At 73.8% G+C, this 21,214-nt stretch carries 22 protein-coding genes and 1 pseudogene; 17 read left to right on the plus strand and 6 right to left on the minus strand.

All coding sequences use genetic code 11. The features are described 5' to 3' along the window. Window positions 1-102 precede the first annotated feature (102 nt). From PATMI_RS34030 to PATMI_RS36505, 3 genes are all read right to left on the minus strand, one after another. Entirely contained in the window at window positions 103-1,539 is a 1,437-nt protein-coding gene (locus PATMI_RS34030) for a lipase family alpha/beta hydrolase (RefSeq protein WP_051471138.1), read from the minus strand. A gap of 129 nt (window positions 1,540-1,668) precedes the next feature. After that, window positions 1,669-2,448, minus strand: coding sequence for a type 1 glutamine amidotransferase domain-containing protein (locus PATMI_RS27980; RefSeq protein ID WP_051471139.1), 780 nt, complete (start codon window positions 2,446-2,448; stop codon window positions 1,669-1,671). A gap of 623 nt (window positions 2,449-3,071) precedes the next feature. After that, window positions 3,072-3,683: a hypothetical protein gene (locus PATMI_RS36505; RefSeq protein WP_157260646.1), complete on the minus strand. Its 612-nt coding sequence runs from the start codon at window positions 3,681-3,683 to the stop codon at window positions 3,072-3,074. A 548-nt stretch (window positions 3,684-4,231) separates the two neighbouring features. On the opposite strand from PATMI_RS36505, the gene PATMI_RS0106520 reads away from it, so the two are divergent. Next, window positions 4,232-4,462, plus strand: a complete 231-nt coding sequence (locus tag PATMI_RS0106520) for a hypothetical protein (RefSeq protein ID WP_026910290.1) — start codon at window positions 4,232-4,234, stop codon at window positions 4,460-4,462. Window positions 4,463-4,590: 128 nt separating this feature from the next. Here PATMI_RS0106520 and PATMI_RS27985 read toward each other — a convergent pair whose 3' ends face one another. The 3 genes from PATMI_RS27985 to PATMI_RS0106535 are packed head-to-tail and all read right to left on the minus strand — an operon-like array spanning window position 4,591 to window position 6,209. Further along, window positions 4,591-5,319, minus strand: coding sequence for a cation diffusion facilitator family transporter (locus PATMI_RS27985; protein ID WP_084269738.1), 729 nt, complete (start codon window positions 5,317-5,319; stop codon window positions 4,591-4,593). Beyond that, a complete protein-coding gene (locus PATMI_RS27990; protein ID WP_051471141.1) occupies window positions 5,316-5,693 on the minus strand; it encodes an ArsR/SmtB family transcription factor in 378 nt (125 codons plus the stop codon). Before PATMI_RS27990 ends, PATMI_RS27985 begins: the two co-directional genes overlap by 4 nt. A 45-nt stretch (window positions 5,694-5,738) precedes the next feature. Beyond that, complete coding sequence (locus PATMI_RS0106535) at window positions 5,739-6,209, minus strand: DUF4396 domain-containing protein (RefSeq protein WP_026910291.1); 471 nt, start codon at window positions 6,207-6,209, stop codon at window positions 5,739-5,741. A 78-nt stretch (window positions 6,210-6,287) separates the two neighbouring features. Here PATMI_RS0106535 and PATMI_RS0106540 point away from each other — a divergent pair, with 78 nt between their 5' ends. The 16 genes and pseudogenes from PATMI_RS0106540 to PATMI_RS34035 all read left to right on the plus strand — a co-directional run bounded on the left by PATMI_RS0106540 (window position 6,288) and on the right by PATMI_RS34035 (window position 21,070). Next, entirely contained in the window at window positions 6,288-6,647 is a 360-nt protein-coding gene (locus PATMI_RS0106540) for a hypothetical protein (RefSeq protein WP_026910292.1), read from the plus strand. 98 nt (window positions 6,648-6,745) lie between these two features. Next, a complete protein-coding gene (locus PATMI_RS27995; protein WP_051471142.1) occupies window positions 6,746-7,438 on the plus strand; it encodes a DUF305 domain-containing protein in 693 nt (230 codons plus the stop codon). A gap of 61 nt (window positions 7,439-7,499) precedes the next feature. Beyond that, the gene (locus PATMI_RS0106550) at window positions 7,500-8,111 is read left to right on the plus strand and encodes a nucleotidyl cyclase domain-containing protein (RefSeq protein ID WP_026910293.1); all 612 of its coding nucleotides are present in this window, start codon (window positions 7,500-7,502) and stop codon (window positions 8,109-8,111) included. 103 nt (window positions 8,112-8,214) lie between these two features. Further along, window positions 8,215-8,340: pseudogene (locus PATMI_RS38155) on the plus strand (AAA family ATPase); the annotation flags it as partial. 295 nt (window positions 8,341-8,635) lie between these two features. Further along, entirely contained in the window at window positions 8,636-8,842 is a 207-nt protein-coding gene (locus PATMI_RS0106560; protein WP_211241705.1) for a thiocillin family RiPP, read from the plus strand. A 5-nt stretch (window positions 8,843-8,847) separates the two neighbouring features. Next, window positions 8,848-9,069 carry a thiocillin family RiPP gene (locus PATMI_RS28000; protein ID WP_036725369.1) on the plus strand — a complete coding sequence of 74 codons (222 nt, stop codon included), beginning with the start codon at window positions 8,848-8,850 and terminating at the stop codon, window positions 9,067-9,069. Between the two features lie 17 nt (window positions 9,070-9,086). Beyond that, window positions 9,087-9,305, plus strand: coding sequence for a thiocillin family RiPP (locus tag PATMI_RS0106570; protein WP_036725372.1), 219 nt, complete (start codon window positions 9,087-9,089; stop codon window positions 9,303-9,305). A 179-nt stretch (window positions 9,306-9,484) separates the two neighbouring features. After that, window positions 9,485-10,702 carry a M50 family metallopeptidase gene (locus PATMI_RS28005; protein WP_051471143.1) on the plus strand — a complete coding sequence of 406 codons (1,218 nt, stop codon included), beginning with the start codon at window positions 9,485-9,487 and terminating at the stop codon, window positions 10,700-10,702. A 41-nt stretch (window positions 10,703-10,743) separates the two neighbouring features. Next, complete coding sequence (locus PATMI_RS0106580; protein WP_157260647.1) at window positions 10,744-13,431, plus strand: lantibiotic dehydratase; 2,688 nt, start codon at window positions 10,744-10,746, stop codon at window positions 13,429-13,431. A gap of 50 nt (window positions 13,432-13,481) precedes the next feature. After that, complete coding sequence (locus PATMI_RS0106585) at window positions 13,482-14,420, plus strand: thiopeptide-type bacteriocin biosynthesis protein (protein WP_211241706.1); 939 nt, start codon at window positions 13,482-13,484, stop codon at window positions 14,418-14,420. Next, a complete protein-coding gene (locus PATMI_RS28010; RefSeq protein WP_084269739.1) occupies window positions 14,417-15,517 on the plus strand; it encodes an ABC transporter ATP-binding protein in 1,101 nt (366 codons plus the stop codon). Before PATMI_RS0106585 ends, PATMI_RS28010 begins: the two co-directional genes overlap by 4 nt. Beyond that, a complete protein-coding gene (locus tag PATMI_RS0106595; RefSeq protein ID WP_026910298.1) occupies window positions 15,514-16,254 on the plus strand; it encodes an ABC transporter permease in 741 nt (246 codons plus the stop codon). The genes PATMI_RS28010 and PATMI_RS0106595 overlap by 4 nt, the downstream gene beginning before the upstream one ends. 31 nt (window positions 16,255-16,285) lie before the next feature. Further along, window positions 16,286-17,647 (plus strand): YcaO-like family protein, encoded by a 1,362-nt coding sequence (locus PATMI_RS0106600; protein WP_051471145.1) that lies wholly within the window; start codon window positions 16,286-16,288, stop codon window positions 17,645-17,647. Next, complete coding sequence (locus tag PATMI_RS0106605) at window positions 17,644-18,300, plus strand: TOMM precursor leader peptide-binding protein (protein ID WP_026910300.1); 657 nt, start codon at window positions 17,644-17,646, stop codon at window positions 18,298-18,300. Before PATMI_RS0106600 ends, PATMI_RS0106605 begins: the two co-directional genes overlap by 4 nt. Beyond that, complete coding sequence (locus PATMI_RS0106610) at window positions 18,297-20,114, plus strand: nitroreductase family protein (protein ID WP_026910301.1); 1,818 nt, start codon at window positions 18,297-18,299, stop codon at window positions 20,112-20,114. Before PATMI_RS0106605 ends, PATMI_RS0106610 begins: the two co-directional genes overlap by 4 nt. Then, window positions 20,111-21,070 (plus strand): nitroreductase family protein, encoded by a 960-nt coding sequence (locus tag PATMI_RS34035; protein ID WP_051471146.1) that lies wholly within the window; start codon window positions 20,111-20,113, stop codon window positions 21,068-21,070. Before PATMI_RS0106610 ends, PATMI_RS34035 begins: the two co-directional genes overlap by 4 nt. The last annotated feature ends 144 nt before the right edge of the window (window positions 21,071-21,214 follow it).

A 21,214-nucleotide genomic window follows, 5' to 3' on the forward strand; every position in this document is an offset into this window, starting at 1 on the left:
CGCCGGCACCGCCGGCGCACCCTCTTCGCGGTCCTCGGACCGCACCGATCGTCGTCGACGGCCGGCCCGCGGGCCGGCCGTCGACGTTCCGGGCGCCGGCGCTCAGCGCGCCGGCAGCACCCGGACCCGCTTCGTGGCGACCGGCAGGCCGCCTCCGGTCGCCCGCGCCGTGACGAGGCCCGCCTTCCTCGGGCGGACCTTCAGGGTGGCGCGACCCGTCGACGAGGTCCGGGCCGTGCGACCGAGGATGCGCACGCGCTGCTTCGCGACGGGCTTCCCGGCCGTCGTCGTGACGCGGATCCGGAGCGTCGTCGTGCGTCCCGCGCGGATCCGGCCCGGGGTGACGCGGAGCCGGGGACGCGCGGCCGCGGCGGCAGGCGCCGGTGCGGTCGCCTTCGCGTAGACGTAGTCCTTCAGGGCCGGCTCGGTCGTCGTGGTCGGCACGCCGGCGAGGTTCACGCCGACGACGCTGACGAGGCCGGGCAGCGCGGTGAGGACCTTGAGGTTCGCCTCGAGGTTCAGCGGGTTCACGCCGGGCATCAGCGGCGTCGCGCAGGTCGACGCCGGGACGCGCGACGGGACGGCCGGACCGTCGTGCGTGAGCGCATCCATCGCCAGCTCGTAGGCGGTGTTCGACGTCGTGCCGACGAGCAGGTGCTCGCTGACGTCGCCGGGGCAGACGTCCTGGACCGCGACGTTCGTGATCCGCCCGTCGCCGGTGGTCAGGGACGACGAGGCCGTGGCGCCGTCGGTGACGTTGCTCGGGGTGACGACCTCGTCGTAGTTCGTGCGGATGTTCGTGTACGAGATGCCCGCGAAGGTCTCCTGGCCGCTGTTGAGCGCGGTGATGAACTTCGAGCCCGCGCGCTGCTGCAGGCTCGCGACCGGGCATCCGAGCGTCGAGCACGTCGGCAGCGCGTCGATCACGGTCGTCCCGTGGTTGCTCCCCGCGAAGCCGATGACGTCGTCGACCATCTCCCGCGTGTCGGGCCAGAACCGGAGCGCCCACCGGAAGACCATGCCGCCCTGGCTGTGGCCGACGATCGAGATCTTCTTCCCGGCGAGCGCGTGGACCTGCCGGATCGCGTTGACCACGTACTCCCCGGCGGTCTGGACGTCCCCGAGGGAGCGCTGCGGCAGCTCGACCGTGCAGTACCCGATGTGCCGCTGCTTCAGGGTCAGGGCGAGCTTCCAGTTCCAGTCGTAGTTCTGCTCCGGCGTGACGCCGGTGGCGGGCACGAAGAGGACTGTGGGGCCGCCGGGAAGGACGTTGCTCGTCGTGTTGCACTTCCACGACTCGCCCAGAGCGGCGGGGGAGGGCGAGAGCGGGGGACCGGGCTGGTCGACCGGGGCGAAGGGCCTCGTGGCGGCGGCCGCGGGCGTGGCGGCGGTCAGGGCGCCGGTGAGGACGGCGAGGGCGACGGCGACCGTGGGCCGGCGTGGCGCCGAGGCCGTGGGGCGGCGCGGGCCCGGGTCGAGGGCCGGCGCGGGGCGCACGGGCGTCGCGGGGCGGGCGGGACGGAGGGCGGGAAGGGACACGGGCGCGAGCCTACCGGGAGTAGGGACGAGCGGGTGCGGGTTCACGCGGGAGCGAGGGGCGCACCAGCGTGGGCCCGCCGGGACCGCCGCGTGAGCGCGTCGAGACCGGGCGCGTGCGATCGCACCGCGCTAGTCCGCCGACGTGTCCGCCTCCACCTCGGCCAATGCCTTCGCGGCCTCGTCGCGGGCGACGACGATCTCGACCAGGCGCTCGGCCAGCGGGCCCGCCGACGCCGGGTTCTGGCCGGTGTGGAGGTTCTTGTCCTCGACGAGGAACGGCGCCCACGGCTCGCCGTACTCGAACGCGGAGCCGCCGTCGCGCAGGCGGTCCTCGAGCAGCCAGGTCGCGATCTCGCCGAGGCCGGCCTGGTGCTCCTCCTCGTTCGTGAACGCGGTGAGCGTGCGGCCGGCGAAGGGCCACGAGCCGTCGGCGCGACGGGCGGCCAGCAGCGCGGCGGGGCCGTGGCAGACGGCGGCGACGAGCTTCATGTCGTCGTCGAGGAGCGCGGTGAGGATCCGGCCCGTGGGGGCGTGGACCGCGAGGTCCTCCATCGGACCGTGCCCGCCGGGGACGAACACGACGTCGAAGTCGCGCGGGTCGACGTCCTCGATCGCGACCGACGCCTCGAGCTCCGCGCGGATGCCGTCGAGGTAGGCGCGCTGCTCGGCCGCGGGGGCGTCGCCGCCGGCGTTCGCGGGCTCGAGGCTGCTCTCGTCGAGCGGCGGGGTGACGCCGCCGGGCGTCGCCACGGTGATCCGCCAGCCGGCCTCGGAGAACACCCGGTGCGGTGCGACGAGCTCGTCCGCCCAGAACCCGGTCGGGTGCTTCGACCCGTCGACGAGGGTCCACGCGCTCGCGCCGGTGAGGAGGAACAGGACGTGGTGGGTCTGGCTGTCGGGCGTGCTCATGGGGAGGCTCTCCGGGCGGGTCTGGAGACGGTCGACCGTAGCAACGGGGCGGGGTGGGGCCGTCGGTGGCGGGGGCGGGGCAACGGGGATCGCGACCGCCGACCCGCGGCTGGGCACCGACGACCGGCTTCGACATGTGTCCGAGCACCGCTAGTCCACAACATCAAGGGCGGCGAGGCCGTCTACGTCGAGGTAGGCGACGAGAAGAAGGTCGTGATCGTGGCCGACGGGGCAGGGCATAGGTCTCGGCGACCGACGGCGCTACCGCGGAGCCGCCCGACCCGATCTTCGACTTGCCGCGGTTCTAATGCGCGCCGCCCTCGAATCCGATAGCCGCCTAACCGCGGTCGTAAGTCGCGACCGTCGAGGTCGTCGCGTCCTGCGCTACACCCCTTGCATTCGACGGCGTCGCGCAGGTGGGTGGTAAGTTCGATGGAGCGGACGGGACTCGAACCCGCGCGGTAGAGGTCTAAAGGCTCCTCGCGGCAACCTGCACCCGCCCCTGACTCCCACGCACGACGGTCGCGCTCTCGCCTCGAAAACTAGGGCGCGACCGTCGGGGTTTCACGTCGCTGCTCGCCCCGTGGGGGCACTAAAGGAGCAGTCGACCCGATCTAGCGTCATCAGAAAGTGGTCGGCACCCCGTCGATCACATACTCGCCCTCGGCGATGCGAACGAGCTGGCCCGACTTGGCCATTCTCTGCATCGTGACCCGGACATTGGGAGCCGACATCTGCGAGCCTTGGTCGCGAACGCGCGCGTGAACATCCTTTGGCGTCCACCGCCGACCGTGATCGGTATGCATCGCCTCCAGGATGGCCGCCCGGTTGACCGGGAGGTCGGCCGAGTCAGCCCAGTCCTGATTCCCAGCCCGGATCTCAAGGACACTGCCGTCGCTCGCTACCAGGACCTGACGCGGTTCGCCGCCGATCTTGCGCAGTTCCCACCGCGCACTCGTATGGCGTTCATCGCGCCGGGCTGGCCCGCCTTCTGGAGCATCAACGAGCACCTGCTGCCCGTGCGCTTCCCTGTTGCGGAGCCTCTCGAGTTTCGTTCGGCCCCCTCGGCCGGCTACCGGCTTGTCCACTCCAGGCGCCGCCTCGTACATCGCGAGCAAGATCTGCCGCTGGCCGACGAGCCGTGCCTGCTGATCTTCGAGAGCGGCCAGCGCTTGACGGATGTCCTCGCGTGAGAACCGGCTGATCGCCCCCAAGATTTCGTCGTGCCGGTCCACAGAAAGCATGGTAGCGCGCCGAGAACATCGATGTTTCCCATGCGCGTATTTTTATGTTGTGTTCGATTGAGTTCTCCCATTTCACTGGTACGTCGCTTACCACCAGTTCTCTACGGAGTCCTCGGTAATAGCCCCACGGCCCCCGCTCAAGCCGGCTGCTCGCCGAACCCCGCGCACCGACTGAGGCATCGACCACGATCCGCCCGAGGCCGATGCTTCGATCGTCGTTCCGATCGCAACCGCTGCGATCACTGCAACTGCGACGCTGGCCGCTCTGACCGCATCACTCCGTAGCGCTAGAGCCAGCGAGCTCCGTCGAGATTCAGGAGCGATCCTCGACCGGACGATCACGACCCTCGTGAACGCAGAGCGGGCCCTTGTACGCCTGCGTAGCGACGCACAGGACGGACTACTCCTGGGGCGCCCGCAGATTGAAAGCGTCGACGATCTCGGCTCCGCGACCCGACGTGCTTTCGATTTCGAGGATGCACAGCTGGAGCTTCGAGCTGCACTCCGTAGCCTTGAGATCGAGCCCGGCGTAGATCGGCGTGAGCGTCGTGTTCTTCGTGATCGCAGCGACGTTGAGCAGGCCGCAGGGCTGCTTTCCGCCGGGCGTCCCGGCGGCTCAGAGCATGCTGCGGTCGGCCTCCAGCGAGACGGCGCGGGCGGCGATCGACCCAACGGAATCGAGCAGGTCCGCGCTGGAGTCGCCGACGGCTTCGTTCGAGACGACCGACAGCGAGCCGACCGTCTTCGGGTTCAGCTCGACCTCGGTGTGAAGCTGATCGCTAGGTGGCGTAGATATCGCAGCGCTATCTGGCGGCCCCGAGCGTCGACCTGCGCCGCTTGCTAGGGGTTGCGAGGTCGGGCGCCGCGGCTGATGGCCCAGAGCAGCAGCCCGTCCGCGTTAGGTCTGCGCACGCCGCACGGTCGACCATGACACCCAGGTGATCCGCAGGATCACGGCGGTCATCGCCAAGCCGATGAGCGGGTCGACGATCGGGAGACCGATTGCCACGACCGCGGCGCTGGCGATCACCGAAAGTGACACGTAGCCGTCCGCGCGGGCATGTTGTCCGTCGGCGACCAGCGCAGCACTGCCCAGGCGTCGTCCGGCGCGGGTGCGGATCTGTGCGGCGATCTCGTTGCCGATGAACCCGACCGCGCCGGCGGCGGCGAGCGCCCAGAGGTGCGTGATGTCCTGGGGGTGGATGATGCGGTTGATCGATTCGCCAGCGGCGACCATCGCGCTGACAAAGATCGCGGCGACGACGAAGTAGCCGGCGCGCTTCTCGGCGACCCGGGAGCGCAGCAGGAACGCGACCGACAGCGGGATCGCGGTCAGGGCGTCGCCGGCGTTGTGGATCACGTCGGCCAACAGCGCGAGGCTGCCGGTCAGTGAGAAGATCGCGACCTGCACCAAGGCGGTGATCAGCAGGACGCCGAGGCTGATCGCAACGGTCCGCAGCCCGTCGCGGGACTGCGTGATCGACCGGTCCACCAGCCCGTGGCTGTGCCCATGATCGTGATCATCGGCGCCGTGGTGATCGGGATCGTGATGCTCGGCTGCGTCGCCTTCGAGGTCGAAGTCGAGGTGGTCGACGTGGTCGTCGGTGCAGGTCGGCAGATGACTCATGCGGACGCCTCGTTCGCGGCGGCCGCATCGGCGGGCGTGCCCTGGGGGTAGCGGTCGTGCTCGGCGTGGTGTCGCACGGCCGTGAGCAGGTCGGTCATGTGGTGGTCGCGAAGCCGGTAGTGCGCGTGGCGCCCATCGCGACGAACCGTGACCGCTCCGAGCTGCCGCAGGACTCGCAGCTGCTGAGACGCGACGGTCGAGGACACCTCTGCGGCGGTCGCGAGCTCCTCGACGGTCATCTCGCCCTCGGCGAGGGCATAGAGCAGGCGTACGCGGCTGGGCGCGGTGAACGCCGACATCGCCTCGGCGATCCGGTCGCTCTCCTCGCGCTCCAGGGGCGCTGAGACGGGGCGATGCTCAGACGGGTGCGGCACCCGCCCAAGTTAGCATCCCTGCGCAATTGTGCAGATGAATATAGGTCAGTGGTAGGCGTGGACGACAGCGTGGCCCTTGCCGCGGCTGATCAGCCACCGGTTGACCGGGACCGCGGCCCAGAACGCGATGAACAACGCTCCGGCCATCGACCCCCAGAAGAGGACGTCATCGAGGCCCGCGTCCATTGCGCCGGGAACGATCAGGATCGTCAGCGAGTCCAGAAGCTCCATCGTGGCGATCGAGAACGTGTCGGCCGCCAGCGCGAGCCCGGCCACCTGTCGCAGCGAGAGGCCGGCCTTGAAGAGCGGGATCGACGTCAGGGCGTAGCCGAAGACGAACGCCAGCGTGACCGACGCGGCGATCGACGCGGTGTTGCCCCACCCCAGCGCGGTGGCCAGGGCCATGCCGAGAACCTCGCCGATCGCGCAGCCCGTCAGGCAGTGCAACGTCGCGCTGATCGCAGTCCTCGTCAGGGACGAGCCGTCCTCGTGGTCGTGGTGCATCGCGTGGTCCATAGCCGGAGTATATACCCCCAGGGGGTATACGAGGAAGATGCGTGGGCGGTGTTTAGGTGCGGTGGGTACAACTTCTGGATGGGCCCGATGGTCATCCGCGCGCGTCTGGCGCGGACCAACCAGCGCCTCGCAGCGCTCCTGGCCGTGCTGGTCCTCGCCGGCTCCGTCGTCGTGCACCACGGTGCGCCGCACGCGATGGGCGCGATGGACGGGATGCACGGCGATCATGGGATGGCCGCCGCGGCGATGTGCGTTGGCACGATCGCCGCGACGATCGCGATCGTCGGCCTGGTCGCCACCGTCGTCCGGCGGCGCCGCAAGGTGCCGCGCCCGGTGCGCGCACTGGTGCCGCTCATCGCCCGTCTGGTGCCGACGGGCCCTGTTCCGCGGGCCCGGTCCAGCCCGCTGTATCTGCGGTACGAGGTCCTTCGGCGTTGATCGTCCGCACCGGCAACCCCTGTGGCTGCCGGAGCACCTGCCGCGCGCCCGCCCACGGGCGGCGTGCTTCATGACGATCCGACCGAGAAGGACCTCCGATGTACACGCTTCCCACCCGGACCGTGGCGCTGCTGAGCGCCACGGCCATCACCGCCCTGGCCGCGACCGGCTGCGGCTCCAGCAGCGACAACGACACGACCACGTCGACGTCGGCGAACGCGGCGACCACGACGGCGTCGGCCGCGGAGGTCGACAAGGCGTTCGTGTCGCAGATGATCCCGCACCACCAGATGGCGGTCGAGATGGCTGGCTACGCCCCCGCCCGCGGCCAGCACCCGCAGATCAAGACGCTGGGCAAGGCCATCATCGCCAGCCAGACCACCGAGATCACCCAGATGCAAGCCGCGGCGAAGCGGCTGGGCGCGAAGGTCACCGAGATGCCGTCCCATAGCGACGGCGGGATGGACCACAGCATGCACGGCGACACCGGCATGAGCTCCGCTGCGAAGACGCTCGGGATCCCGATGGACCAGATGGGCATGTCGATGGACATGACCTCGCTGGCGAAAGCCGACCCGTTTGACCGGGCGTTCATCGACATGATGATCCCCCACCACCAGGGAGCGATCCTGATGGCCCGCGCCGAGCTCGCCAAGGGCAAGGACCCGGAGCTGAGGAAGATCGCCACCGCGATCATCGCCGCGCAGACCAAGGAGATCGGGCAGATGAACTCCTGGCGCAAGCAGTGGTACGGCGCCGCATCCCCGGCCGGCGGTGTGCCCACTGCTTGAGCCTCGCCGTGCGTCCCGGCCGACCAAGGGTCGACCGGGACGCACCGACGCATCTTTTTCGGTGACCCAGCACACGTTCGTGTTCGCGAACGCTCCACGCCCGCAGATCCCCGGCCTCGAGTCGCGGCTGCGGAACGCCATGACGATCTACGAAGGCGAGCACCTCGCGACGATCGCCGACGCCGTGATCCTCCGCACCGGGAGGGCGACCGACGCGGTCACCCTCAGCCTCAGCGTCCTTTGGTCCCTCGCCGAAAGCGGCCCGTCCGGGGCATGCGTCGGTGTCGACACCGGGAGCGCGGTCCGCGACGGGGAGCTTTGGGGCGGACCGGTAGTCGAGCTCGCCGGACGGCTCGCCGAGCACGCAGCCCCCGGCCAAGTCCTCGTCACCGCCTCAACACGCCAGGCAACCGACCGCGGCCAGGTCGACTTCGTCGGCCTCGGCGAACATCCACTCCATCAGCACGGGACACCGACGGCGCTGTACCGCGCCCACCGCGTCACCGACAACGTCGCCGCCGGGCACCTCGACATCGATCCGGTGTGCTGGGTCGTCGTCGACCCCGCGCGGGCCGTGCGGGCCCCCGACGTGCCCGACTCCCCAGCGTTCTGCTCCACGGCCTGCGCAACGACGTGGGCACGTCGCGAAGGCCGCGATCACCCAGGGCGTTAATCGCAGGAGCGGCCGTCGGGCTGGAGCACGACGGCCGCACCAGATCGGCAGCCGACGCGCAGCGACACCCAGTCGCACCGTCGACGGATCGAGGTGTTCCACTTCCTTCCGGCTGGTCCATCGTCTCTTCGCGCAGATACGACGACTCATCGAGATCAACCAGCTCTCGACCGTCACGAGCGAAGTCGTCGAGGCCGCACGGGAGACGCTCGTCATCGGGACCAACTGACCGCGCCATCTAACGCCGCGAGATCACCGCCAACTAGCGATCAAAGTCACAACCTCGGACGGGACGGCGTCGTCCTCCTCCAGTTCTTCCAGTTCGTTCAACCACGTCGGAGTCGCGGCGGCCCCGCGGGGGGCGCCCTCGGCACCCGTCTGCATCAGGCGCCGACGTCCCGTTGCCCCGCATGAGGGAACGTCGTGCCCCGTGCGGGTGAGTCCGGGCGACACGGCGGCGCGGCGGTGGTGGGGTCGTTCCCGCAGGACCTGGAACCCCCCTAGAACCCACAGGAGCATCTCCCGTGAACCAGAACCAGCACCAGATCACCCCGCTCGACGACGTCCTCGACCTCCACGTCGAGGAGCTCGCGCAGGACGACCCGACCGCCGCCGAGCTGCCCGACACGATGTCGATGGCCTCGACGTTCTCCTCGGCCGGCTCCGCGTCGAGCGCCTCGTGCCCGGCGACGTCCGCCAGCTCGCTGACCACCGCGTCCTCCGCCGGGTGAGCCGCATGAAGACGACGAACGCCTTCGGCGGCGACGACCGCCACGACCGCCTCGACGCCGACCTGGACCTCGACCTCTCGTTCGAGACCCTGACCGGCGACCCCCTCGAGGTCGAGGGCCTGCCCACCGCGAGCCTGCTCGGCACCTGGGGCTCCGTCGCGACCTTCGGGTCCGCGTCCTGCCCCGCCTCCACCGCTGCGACCGCCGGCTCGGCGTCCTGCGCCTGATCCCCCAGGAGACCACCATGCCCCACACGCACGACCACGACGCCGACGCCCACATCGACGGCGCCCACGACGAGCTCGACCTGTTCGTCGAGGACGTCGGCTACGACGCCCTCGTCGTCGAGGAGCTCCCCGACGTCAACCTGCTGGCCACCCTCGGCTGCTTCGGCACGGCGGCCTCCGCCTCGTGCCCGGCCGCCTCGGTCAGCTCCGCGGCGTCCGCCAGCTCCGCCAGCTGAGCACCCCGCACCCGCGCACGAGGGGCCCCGCCGGTTCGACCGGCGGGGCCCCTCGTACGTCCGGGGGCGGGCCGTCGTGTCCCTCATCCGGGTGAACCTCGACGGATCGATGCCCGGGGCGTCCCTCAGGCGGGGGAACTCCGTTGCCGGCGGGGCCGCGACGGAGCAGGGTCCGTCCCGTGAGCACGACCGAACGCTCCGCACCGGAGCCCGCCCCCTCCACCGCCGAGGCCCCCGGCTCCGCCGACGGTCGTCCGGTCGACCCGGGCGCCTCGCCGGTCCCCGACACCGCCACGGACGCCGCGACGCCCGCCGCCCCCGTCGACGAGACCTGGCTCGACGGCGAGCGCCTCGCCCTCCGGCCCGAGGTCGAGAAGATCCAGGGCGCCGACGACCAGCAGCTGCTCTTCAGCACCGACGAGGGGCGCTACACGCGGCTCAGCCGCTCCGGCGCGCAGCTCGTGAAGCTCCTCGACGGTCGCCGCACCGGGCGCCAGATCCAGGCGGCGGTCGAGAAGATGGGGCCGGCCGGCGAGCGCTTGTCGCCGTCGATCCCGCCGTTCCTCGCCGAGCTCCGGCAGGCGAACGTCCTGAACGTCGCGCCGGCCGAGGAACGCGGGGCGCAGAAGCTCGCCCGCCGCGCCGGCGGGCCGCTGATGAAGCGCCTGCCGCTGACCCGGTCGACCCACGCGGTCGTCGCGCCGGCCGCCCGCCTCGCCGAGCGGACGCCGAAGGCGATCCGCGCCGGGCTCCTGCCGCTGCTCCTGTCCTTCGCGGTCACGCTCGTCGCGTTCGCGCTGTTCTCCGGTCCCTCCGCCGCCGGGGCGTTCGTCCCCGTCGCGATCGTCGTGCTGCTCGCGCAGATCACGACCCACGAGCTCGCCCACGCCTTCGCCTGCGAGCGCCGCGGCGTGCCGGTCCGCGAGGCAGGGATCGGCCTGATGCTCGGCGTGATCCCCGTCGCGTACGTCGACCGGACCGACGCCTACCGGGTGCGCAGCCGCAAGGGCCGCGCCGCGATCGCCCTGGCCGGGCCCGCGAACGATCTGCTGTGGACCGGCGCCTGCGCGGCCGTCGTCCTGACCACCAGCGGCATCGTCGCCGAGACCGCGACGCTCGTCCTCTTCTTCCAGCTGGCGCTGCTGGCCGCGAACCTGAACCTGATCCTCCCGACCGACGGGTACCACGCGATCGAGGCGATGGCCGGCGAGATGAACTTCCGCGGCCGCGCGACCTCCTACGTCGTGCACCGCGTGCTGCGCCAGCCGCTGCCGTCGACGCTGCAGGCCGTGAGCCGCCGGCGCCGCGCCGCGTACGTGTCGTTCGTCGTCGCCGCGGTCCTCTACGGCGTCCTCTTCGTCGGCCTGACCGCCGTCGCGATCCTGGCGGCGATGTGATGCGGACCGCCCGCGAGACGCACGCCCCGACCGCCGCTCCGATGCGCACGACGCCGAGAACCGACGCCGCCCGCCCCGCGGCCGCGTCCGACGCCACCGCACGGGCCGCCGCGTCCGACCACGTCGGCGCGTGCGGCGACGTTCGGCGCGGTGCCGAGGGCGACGCCCGCCCCGCGTCCGTCGAGGTCCCGGTCGCCGCGGAGGACCTCCCGCAGGTCTCCGCCTTCACCCTGCGCCGGACCGGCGGCCTGCCGGCCGGGGCGGTCGACGGCCTGGTCGTCGAGAACGCGCACCGCGCGGCCGCCGCGATCGTCGCCGCCGAGGACCAGATGGCCGAGCTGGCCGGTTCCGTCGCCGACGCCCTGCACGCGCTCGTCCCGGAGCTCGAGGACGACGCCGACCTGCGCCGCACGGCGCTGCGCCTGAAGCGCGACGTCCACAACGGCCGTCCGACGAAGCAGCCGCCGGAGGCCGTCGACACGGTCGCGGAGCGCCTCGACGACACCGCCGCCGGCCGGCTCACGCGCTGGGTGACGACCGCCGACGCCGTCCGCGACGGCCGGGCCGCGCTGCCGGACCTGCTCGACGACGAGCTCGCCCGGGTCCGCGCCCACGCCACCGAGACGCTGCGCGACGACGACGTCGCCCGCGGGATCGCGCTCGGCAGCCCGACCTTCCTCGACGGCCTGCGCCGCAAGGGCGTCGGCGCCTCGCCCGCCGGCCGCTCGGCCCGGACCGCTGTCGGCTACCTCACCCGCATCGCGGTGAAGACGAGCCCGTTCAGCTCGTTCACGACGGTCGGGCTCGCCGGGTTCGGCTCCGATGGCGGCGTCGACCGGGTCGCCACCCCGACGTCCGCGCTCGCGACCGACGACCGCGGGTCGTCGCCCGCCGTCGTCCGCCGCGCGGCGCCCGCCCGCGCCCTGGCGACCCTCGTCCTCCTCGCCCTGCCCGGCCACGGGGAGACCGCCGGCGCCGTCGCGTACGAGCCGACCGCCGGGTCGTTCGACCTCGACGGCGCGCCCACGCTGATCGAGGGCGACCACGAGGTCGTCGACGGGTTCGCCTGGCGCGGCGAGTCGTTCGTCGACGCACGCGAGCTCGAGGACGACCTCGCGCTGGTCGACGGGCTCGGCCGCGTCGACCACGCCACGCTGCTGCAGCGCCTCGGGGGCCGGTTCCCCGAGGAGGCCCTGCGACGGCTCGTCGGTCTCGGCGTCGTCCGCCCCGTCGCGCCGTGGCCCGCCGCCGACGGCGACCCGCTCCGCCACCTCTCCGCCGCTCTGCGGTCGCACGGGACGCCGCTCGCCGACGAGGTCGCCGACGACCTCGACCGCATCCGCCGCCACGCCGCGGGCGTTGCCGACCAGGAGGGCCCCGGCCGCGCCGCCGCGCTGCACGGCACCCGCTCCGGCGCGCGCGACGCGCTCGGCCGCCTCGACGTCGCCGCGCCGCCGTGGCTCGACGACGCGGCCGTCGTCTACGAGGACGTCCGCACCGCCGGCGACGCGCCGGAGCTCCCGGCCGCGCTGCGCGAGGACCTCCGCACGATCGGCGCCGCGCTGCGCCCCGACGTCGTCCGCACCCGCGTCCTGCAGCACCTGACCGACCACTTCGTCGCCCGTCACGGCGCCGGCGGCACGTGCGACGACGTCCTCGCGTTCCTCGTCTCCGCCGGTCGCGGCGAGCAGGCCCGCGCGAGCCTCGGCGCCGCGCTGCGGGCCGACGCCGCCCCCGACCCGGCCGACGCCCACGGCGACCTCGGCGCGAGCACCGCGCCGCCGGCCGTCAACGTCGCGTTCCAGGTCGTCGCCGACGACCCCGGGGCGGTGCAGCGCGGCGAGCACCTCGTCGTCCTGAACCACCACGGCCCGGGCACCGGCGCGGCGCTCGCGCGGTTCCGTCCGCTGCTCGGCGACGAGGGCCTCGACCACGGCCTCCGCGGCTGGATCGACGCGCTCTTCCCCGACGCCGCCCCGCACGTGCTCGACCACGGCGCCGACTGGACCGACCTGCAGTCGACCGGCCTCGGCCTCCTGCCGACGCTCCGCTGGCCGGGGGAGCTGCCGACGACCGAGGGGCGCACCGACGGCCTCGACCTCGCCGACCTCCGCCTGCACCACGACGCCGCGACCGGCCTCCTCGGCTTCCGCGACCGCACCGGCCGCGCGATCGCGCCCGTCTACCTCGGCTCCGTCCCCCAGCACCTGCTGACCGGCCCGGTCCGGCTGCTCCTGATCATCGCCGACCCCTGGGGCTGCGTGTCCGAGCTCGGCAAGGTCGACCGGCCGTGGCGCGGGATCGAGCCCGTCGTCGCCCCCGTCGTCCACGATCCGCGCCGCACGTCCGGCCGCGTCGTCCTGCGGCGCGCCAACTGGCGGATCGCCGCCGACCACTGGCCGCGGCCCGAGACCGGCGAGTTCGACGACGAGCTCCTGATCCGCCTGGAGCGGTTCCGGCGCGAGCACGGCCTGCCGCTCGAGGGGTTCGTGACGTTCGAGCGTCCGCAGGGCGCCGGCGTCCGTCGCGCGTCGCACCGCAAGCCGCGCTGGATCCGCTTCGACAGCCCGCACGCCGTGCACCAGGTCGCCGCGGGCTTCGACGACGACGTCCTCGCCGCCCGCCTCGTCGAGGCGCTGCCCGGCCGCGGCCAGCACTGGACGCCGGGCGACGCACCCGCCCGCGCCGACGAGCACGTCGCGCTGCTGCGCTGGGGGCGGGCCGCATGAGCCGCGCCGCCGCCCACGCCCCGTCGACCGCCGTGACCGGAGAGGACCGCATGACCCGCCCCGCCGCCCACGAGTCGCCGGTCGCCCAGCCGGACCGTCGCGCCGGCCGCTGGCTCTTCGCCGCCGTCTCGCCCGGCGGGCCCGACCGCATGGACGCCGGGGTCGCCACCGTCGTGCGCGACGCCGCCGACCTCCTGCGCGCGACGCCCGAGGCCGAGCGCTGGTTCTTCCTCCGCTACTTCGACCGTCGCGGGCCGCACCTGCGCCTGCGGGTCCGGGCGCGCGATCGCGACGACCTCGACGCCGTGCAGCACCGGCTCTGGCCGCGCCTGCAGGACGGCGTCCGGCGCGCGCAGGAGACGACCGACGTCGTCGCCCGCCGGCCGCTGCTGCCCAGCCCGCCCGGGCTCGAGCTGCCCGACGGCCGGCACGCTGGCGTCGAGCACCGCGTCTACGAGCGCGAGCTGCGCAAGTGGGGCGGCCACGACGGCACGGCGATCGCCGAGGACCTCTTCGAGGCGTCGTCCGACGCCGTCCTCGCCCTCGACGGCGAGACGCTCGGCACCGGCGAGCGCGCCGCCCTGGCGCTCACGCTCATGGAGGCCGCCCTGCGCGCGGTCCCCGCCGACGAGCACGCGCGCTTCTGGGACGGCTACGCCGCCTGGTGGTGCGGGGCCAAGCAGCGCCCGCGTCAGTACCCCGCCCTCCGCCGCGGGATCGACGGCGCCGCCGCCAAGGCCCGCGGCCCGCTGACCGCCGCCGCCCGTCGTCGCGCGGGCTACGACGGCGCGGCCGGGGCGCTCGACGCGTACGCCGCGGCCGTCGGCCGGATGCTCGCCGACGCCCGCGCCGCCGGGATCGAGCGGGACGTCCCGCACCTCTGCTTCCACCACGTCCACATGACGAACAACCGGCTCGGCATCACGCTGACCGAGGAGGCGCTCCTGGGCGCCGTCCTCGCGGGTGTCGCCCAGGAGGACCACGCATGATGAACGCCTTCGCGATCACCCACGCGCCGCCGCGGGACACCACCGCGCCGGCGGGCGACGCGCCCACCGACCCGGCCGCGGACCCGGACGCCCCCGTGCGCCCGACGACCATCGCCGGCCACGCCGGCATCGCCTCTGCGCCCGGCTCCGACGGCGTCGCCGCCGTCGACGTCCGCGACGCCCGCAAGTCCTACGGCGAGCGCGACGTCCTGCGCGGCGTGTCGCTCCGGATCGAGCCCGGCGAGGTCTTCGCGATCCTCGGGCCCAACGGCGCCGGCAAGACGACGCTGCTCGAGAGCCTCGTCGGCATCCGGACGTTCGACTCCGGCTCCGCGACGGTCCTCGGCCTCGACCCGCGCGCCGACCGCAAGGCGCTACGCGACCAGGTCGGCATGCAGCCGCAGGAGGCGAGCCTCTTCCCGACGCTGACGACGATCGAGTCGCTCCGCCTGTTCGCGTCGTTCCACGACACGCCGCGCGATCCCGAGACGCTGCTCCGCGAGCTCGGCCTCGAGGACTCCCGCGACCAGCGCGTGAAGCGTCTCTCCGGCGGCCAGCGCCAGCGCCTGCTGCTCGGCCTGGCGTTCATCGGCCGCCCGCGGATGATGGTCCTCGACGAGCCGTCCGCCGGCCTCGACCCCCACGCCCGCCGGCAGATCTGGGACGTCGTCCGCGCGCACCGACGTGACGGCGGCACCGTGCTGCTGACCACGCACTCGATGGAGGAGGCCGCGGCGCTCGCCGACCGCCTCGCGCTCCTGGACGAGGGCCGCATCGTCGCCCAGGGCACGCCCGACGAGCTCGTCCGCGACCACGCCGGCGGCCACCGCGCCGTCCGCTTCCGCACCGGCGCGGAGCCGTCGACCGCGCGCCTGCGCGAGCTCGGCGGCGTCGCCACGCGGACCGATGACGGATGGGACGTCCGCGTCCCCTGCGACGACGCCGACGACGCGCTCTCCCGCGTCATGCGCGCCGACGACCTCGGCGGCGTCCGCGACGTCTCGATCGACCAGCCGACGCTCGAGGACGTGTTCCTGTCGCTGACGGGACGCACGCTCCAGAGCCCCGACACCGACCCCGAAGGAGGGGCCCGATGACCCGCCAGCTCTCCCTCACCAACCTGCGCGAGCTCCTGCGCGACCCGACGACGTTCTTCTTCCTCCTCGTCTTCCCGTTCCTCTTCATCGGCCTCTACGCGTTCATCTCGACGACGACGCAGGGCAGCTTCGACACCTTCCGCTTCGGCCTGCCGGGCGTCCTCGTCCTCGCCTTCGGGCAGCTCGCGTTCATCGGCACGACGACCGCGCTCGTGCAGCTCCGGGCCCGCGGCACGCTGCGGCTGCTGTCCCTGACGCCGGTCACCAAGCGCGCGTTCGCGGCGTCGATCGTGCCGCCGCGCCTGGCCATCGCCGGGGTGCAGATCACCCTGATGGCGGTCGTCGCGATCGCGACCGGCTACCTCGCCGGCGGCGACGTCGCGCGCCTCCTGCTGAGCAGCCTGTTCGGCTTGGCGATGCTGTTCTCGATCGGCATCTTCCTCGGCGGCCGCCTGCGCTCGCCCGAGGTCGCCTCCGGCCTCCTGAGCGCGATCTTCCCGCTGCTGATGATCGTCGCCGGCGTCTTCGTGCCGCTGTCGGAGATGCCGGACGCCGTCCGCACGATCTCCGACTGGATCCCGCTGACCTACCTCGGCGACGCGCTCCGCCAGGACCTCGTCGGCGGCACCGCGCTGCACTCCATCGGCGTCGACTACGCCGTGATGGGCGGCACCGCGCTCATCTTCACCGCGCTCACCGCGCTGACGTTCCGCTGGGACGACGGCGAGAAGGCGTGAGGACCGCCCCAAGGACCACCAGGAGATCCCCATGAGCACTCCCACGACCACCGCTCCCGACCCCGTCACCGCGACGACCGGCACCCCCGACGCGCTCCTCGGCCTCAAGCGCCTGGCCTCGCCCTACGGCCTCGTCGGCCGGGTCCGCCGGCTCCCGACGGCCCCGGGCGACCCGGACTTCGAGATCTACACCTCGGAGCTCGGTAACCTCGCGCAGCTCCACGAGAACGTCCGCGAGTCGACCGGCGGGCGCACCACCCGCGGCGAGTTCGACGGCGCCGGCGGCGGCATCGACGGCGAGCGCGCGCTCTGCGTGTCGATCGCCGAGGCGCTCGAGCGCTACAGCTCCTGCACGTTCGACCAGGACCAGCTCGTCTGGGCCACGGCGAACGAGCTGGGCGACGAGGCGATCGACCTCGACACCCTGCCGCGGCACTCCGAGCGCGAGCTCGCCGACCCGCAGTGCCCGGTCGTCCCGATGGACAAGGACGCGCCGATGCGCTGGGTCCGCGGCGTCTCGCTGATGACCCGGCGCGAGGTCTGGATCCCCGCCGTCCTCGTCTACCTCCACATCCCCGCCCGGGCGCGCGGCGAGCGCTTCGCTCTGCCGATCTCCACCGGCTGCGCGGCGCACAGCGACCTCAGCTCCGCGCTGCTCGGCGCGCTCTGCGAGGTTGTCGAGCGCGACGCGATCGCCCTGACGTGGCTGCAGCGCCTGCAGCTCCCGCAGATCGAGGTCGACGTCGAGGACGAGGCGCTGGCCGCCTTCGCCGCCCGCGACCGTCACACGAGCGTGACCCGTCTGCTCTTCGACGGCACGACCGACCTCGGCATCCCGACGGTCTACAGCCTCGAGCTCAGCCCGCACGACGACCACCTCGCGCAGATGGTCATGGCGTCGACGACGCTCGACCCGCAGGACGGCGTCGTCAAGGTCTCCCGCGAGGGCGCCTCCGCACGGATCGCGCTGTCGGTCCCGCGGCCGATGCCCGACACGCCGGAGGAGTTCACGAACGTCTTCCACGGCGCGTCGTGGATGGGCCACCGCGACCGCCGCGGCGAGTTCGCGTTCCTGCAGGAGTCGACCGGCCGGCGGAAGCTGTCGGAGCTCCCGTCCATCGCGACCGGGACGCCCGAGGGCGACCTGCGGGCCGTCCTCGGTCGCCTCGAGGGCGCGGGCATGGAGGCCTTCGCCGTCGACCTCACCACCGACGAGGCCGACGCCGTCGGCTTCCGCGTCGTCCGCACCGTCGTGCCGGGGCTGATGCCCCTCTCCTTCGCCCGTCAGGCCCAGTACCGCGGGCACCCGCGGCTCTACGAGGCGCCGCCGCGCTTCGGCCACGAGGCCCACCCCGAGTCCCTGCTGAACGCGTCCCCCCAGCCCTTCGCATGAGCCCCGCCTCCGTCCACGTCCTCACCGTCGGCCGCTTCGGCACCGCCGTCGCCGACCGCCTCAAGGACCTCCTCACCGACGTCGCCGTCACGCCCGTGACAGCAACGCACTCCCACCCGATGACCTGGCCGACCGCGCGCCTGCACGTCGTCGCCTCGTGGCGCGAGACCGACGCGCTGTTCGACCTCGTCGACCGCTCGGCCGCCGCCTGGCGCACCCCGTGGCTGCCGGTCGTGCTGGAGACCTCGCGCCTGCGGATCGGCCCGCTGGTCGACCCCGGCCACGGCGCCTGCCACCGCTGCTTCGAGCACCGCCGCACGCAGCACGACGGCCGCCCCGAGATCGCCGGCATCGTCCGCGAGCACTACGCCGCGAACCCCGGATCGGGCCCCGACGGCTTCCTGCCCTCGCAGGTCACCCTCGCGGTCTCCGGGGTCCTCGGCGCGATGTCGCGTCTGCAGGACGAGCGGCGCGATCCGGTCGCGACCGTCCGCACGATCGACGTGCTCGACGGCGGCGTCGCCGAGAACGACGTCGTCCCCGTCCACGGCTGCACCCGCTGCGGCCGCGAGCGGGACCTGCGCCGCGCGTCCGTCGACCGGCTGGCCCGCGACCTCACGACCATCCTCCCCGCCCAGGAGCCGACCCGATGAGCACCGCCCAGGACTGGATCTCGGCCGACACCATGGCCGCCGCCGTCGCGACCGACCCGCAGTTCGCCGCGCCGCCGCACCCGCGCTGGCCCGCCGGCCTCGTCGCGATCCCGCATGCCGACGGCCTGCTCGTCGAGGGCGCGCCGTCGCGACAGACGCTGCACGGCAAGGCCGCACGCACCCTCGTCCCGCGGGCGATCCCGCTGCTGGACGGCACCCGCGACGTCGCCGCCCTGGCGCGCGACCTGGAGGTCCCCGAGCGGATCGCCCACCAGCTCGTCTCGCTCCTCTACACCGCGGGGCTGCTCGACGACGGCGTCCTCGACGAGGACCTCGCCCGGGACCACGAGGACGTCTACGCGTTCGTCTCCCGCCAGATCGACTCGACCCGCGTGAACCGCAGCGGCGCCGAGGCGATGCGCCGCCTGGCCGCCGCGCACGTCGCGCTCGCCGGCCCGGACGAGGTCGCCGGCCCGCTGCGCCGCGACCTCCTCGACTCGGGCGTCGGCACGGTCGACGTGCTCGCCGCCGGGGAGTCGCTGCCCGACGACGCGACCCACGCGATCGGACTGGACGTGCCGGGCGGCGCGACCGACCTCGCCGCGGTCGACGCCGCCTGCCGTGACCGCGGCGTCGCGTGGCTGCGCGTCGGCCTGGACGAGGGCCACGTCGAGGTCGGGCCGTGCTTCACGCACCCCGCCAGCCCGTGCTTCACGTGCTTCGGCGCGTCCCGTGACGACGACGCGGCCGGTCTGCCCGCGCCCGCCGACGCCGTCCTGGCGACGGGCCTCGCCGGCCTGCAGGCGGTCCGCTGGATCAGCCGCGTCGGCACGAGCGCCCCGCACAACGGCGTCCGCCGCCTGACGTTCGACGGCCTCGGCGAGCAGTGGCTCCCCGTCGCCCGCCGCGCCGGCTGCCCCGTCTGCTCGGTCGCCACCGACCGCGTCCCGAGCGCCCCGTCGCTGGCGCTGCGGTTCGAGGAGGCCGTGGCGTTCCCGCCGCGCGAGCTCCTGAACCCGAAGGACCACCAGCACCACTACAAGCCCGCGAACCTGCGGCTGCAGCACGACGTCAAGCGCTACCGCGACGCGGCGCGCTCGCCGCTCGACCGCGTCGCGCCGGGGGCCCCGGGTGGCGCGCTCGCGGCCGGGACGGCGGGTCCGGAGGCATCGGCGTCGACCGACGCGGCCCCGGTCGCGACCTCGCCCTCCGGCGCGGCGACCGCGTCCGGCGCGACGGCCGGCCCCGCCGCTGGGCCCACCGACGATCGCCGGTCCGACAGCCTCCCGCTGACCCCGCTCGCGCACGTCCTGCAGTACGCCTTCGGGCGCCGCGACCCGGACGCGCCGCCGGAGGGCAAGGTCGCCCGCTGGGCGCCGACCGGCGGCAACCTCGGCTCGCCGAACGCCTACCTCGTCGCCCGCGACGTCGACGGCCTCGAGCCCGCCGCGTACTTCTACGACCCGGCCGCGCACGAGCTCGTGACGCTGCCGGGCGCCGGCGGCACCCCGCTGGCCGTCCACGACGCGCACGGCGCGCTCGGCCTGGAGGACCCGGGGCCGGCGCTGCTCGTCCTGACCGGCGCGGTCGGCCGGGTCGTCTCGAAGTACGGGGCGTTCGCCTACAAGATCGTCCACCTCGACGCCGGCGCCGCGCTCGCCCAGCTGCGGTTCGCCGGGCACGCGCACGGCGTCGTCGCCCGGCCGCTGGCACGCTGGGACGACGAGGCCCTGGGCGAGGCCCTCGGCATCACCGTCGACGGCGAGCCGGTCACGGCCGTCGTCGCCCTGCACCACCAGGAGGCATCCGCATGAGCACCGAGATCATCGACGGCCCCGAGTCCGAGGCCCTGGGGTCCGACGGCATCGCGGTCGCCCTCGCCCAGCAGAGCCGGCTGACGGTCGACGACCTCCGCCGCACCCCGCGCACGGTCGACGCGCCGGCGCCGTGGCGGACCACCGGGACGCGCGTCGCGCTGCCGGGTGCGCCCTCGGGCGTCGCCACGTCGAACGCGGCCGAGGTCCCCACCTCCACCACGGTCGTCCGCGACGACGCCGGCCCCCAGGGGTCGGGCACCCGCGACGCCGCCGGCCGGTTCGCCCCCGGTCCCGCCACGGTCGGCGAGGTCCGCTCGGTCCTCGACCGCCGCACCTCCGTGCGCTTCTTCGGCGACCGGCCGCTCGCGCCGGAGGGCCTCACGGCCGTGCTGCGTCGCATCCTCGACGAGGACGCCGACGCGTTCCCCGGCGAGGCTCCCGGCGGCTCGGCCCTCGAGCTGCTCGTCGCCCCGCTCCGCGTCGAGGGCGTCGCCCCGGCGCTCTACGCGGTCCGGGCGGGCGACGCGACCGCGGCCGGCGACGTCGGCGGGGGCGTCACGTCCGACGACGCCCGCCGCCACCTCGCTGCCGGCGCCGCGGGGGCGGCCGCAGCCTCCGACCGACTGGTCCTCGACCACGTCGCCGAGCTCCCGGTCGGCCGCTACGACGACCTCGTCCTCCAGCGCGAGTTCGCCGGTGCCGCCGCCCTGGTCTTCGTGATGGGCAGCCTCCGCGCGGCCGAGGAGCGCCACGGCGCGCACGGCCACCGGCTCGGCTTGGTCCGGGCGGGCGCCGCCGCCCACGCCGGCTGGCTGCACGCGATCGAGACGCAACTCACCGGCACCGTGTTCGCCGGCGCCCTGCCGACGGCCCTGCGCGGCCTGGCGGGCGTCGACGGTTCCGAGCGCACGCAGCTCTTCGCGCTGGCGGTGGGACACCCGGCGTTCGGGTGAGCGGGGACCGCCGTCGCGCGGTGCGCTGGCGGCGGCCGGTCGGAGCGGTCACCGATGGTCGGTATCCGACCGGAAGTGACCGTCCGACCTGCGCGTCCGGGTCGAAGGGGTCACCGGTGGTCGGTATCCGACCGGATGAGACCG

The organism is Patulibacter minatonensis DSM 18081, from assembly GCF_000519325.1.
Taxonomy (GTDB): domain Bacteria; phylum Actinomycetota; class Thermoleophilia; order Solirubrobacterales; family Solirubrobacteraceae; genus Patulibacter; species Patulibacter minatonensis.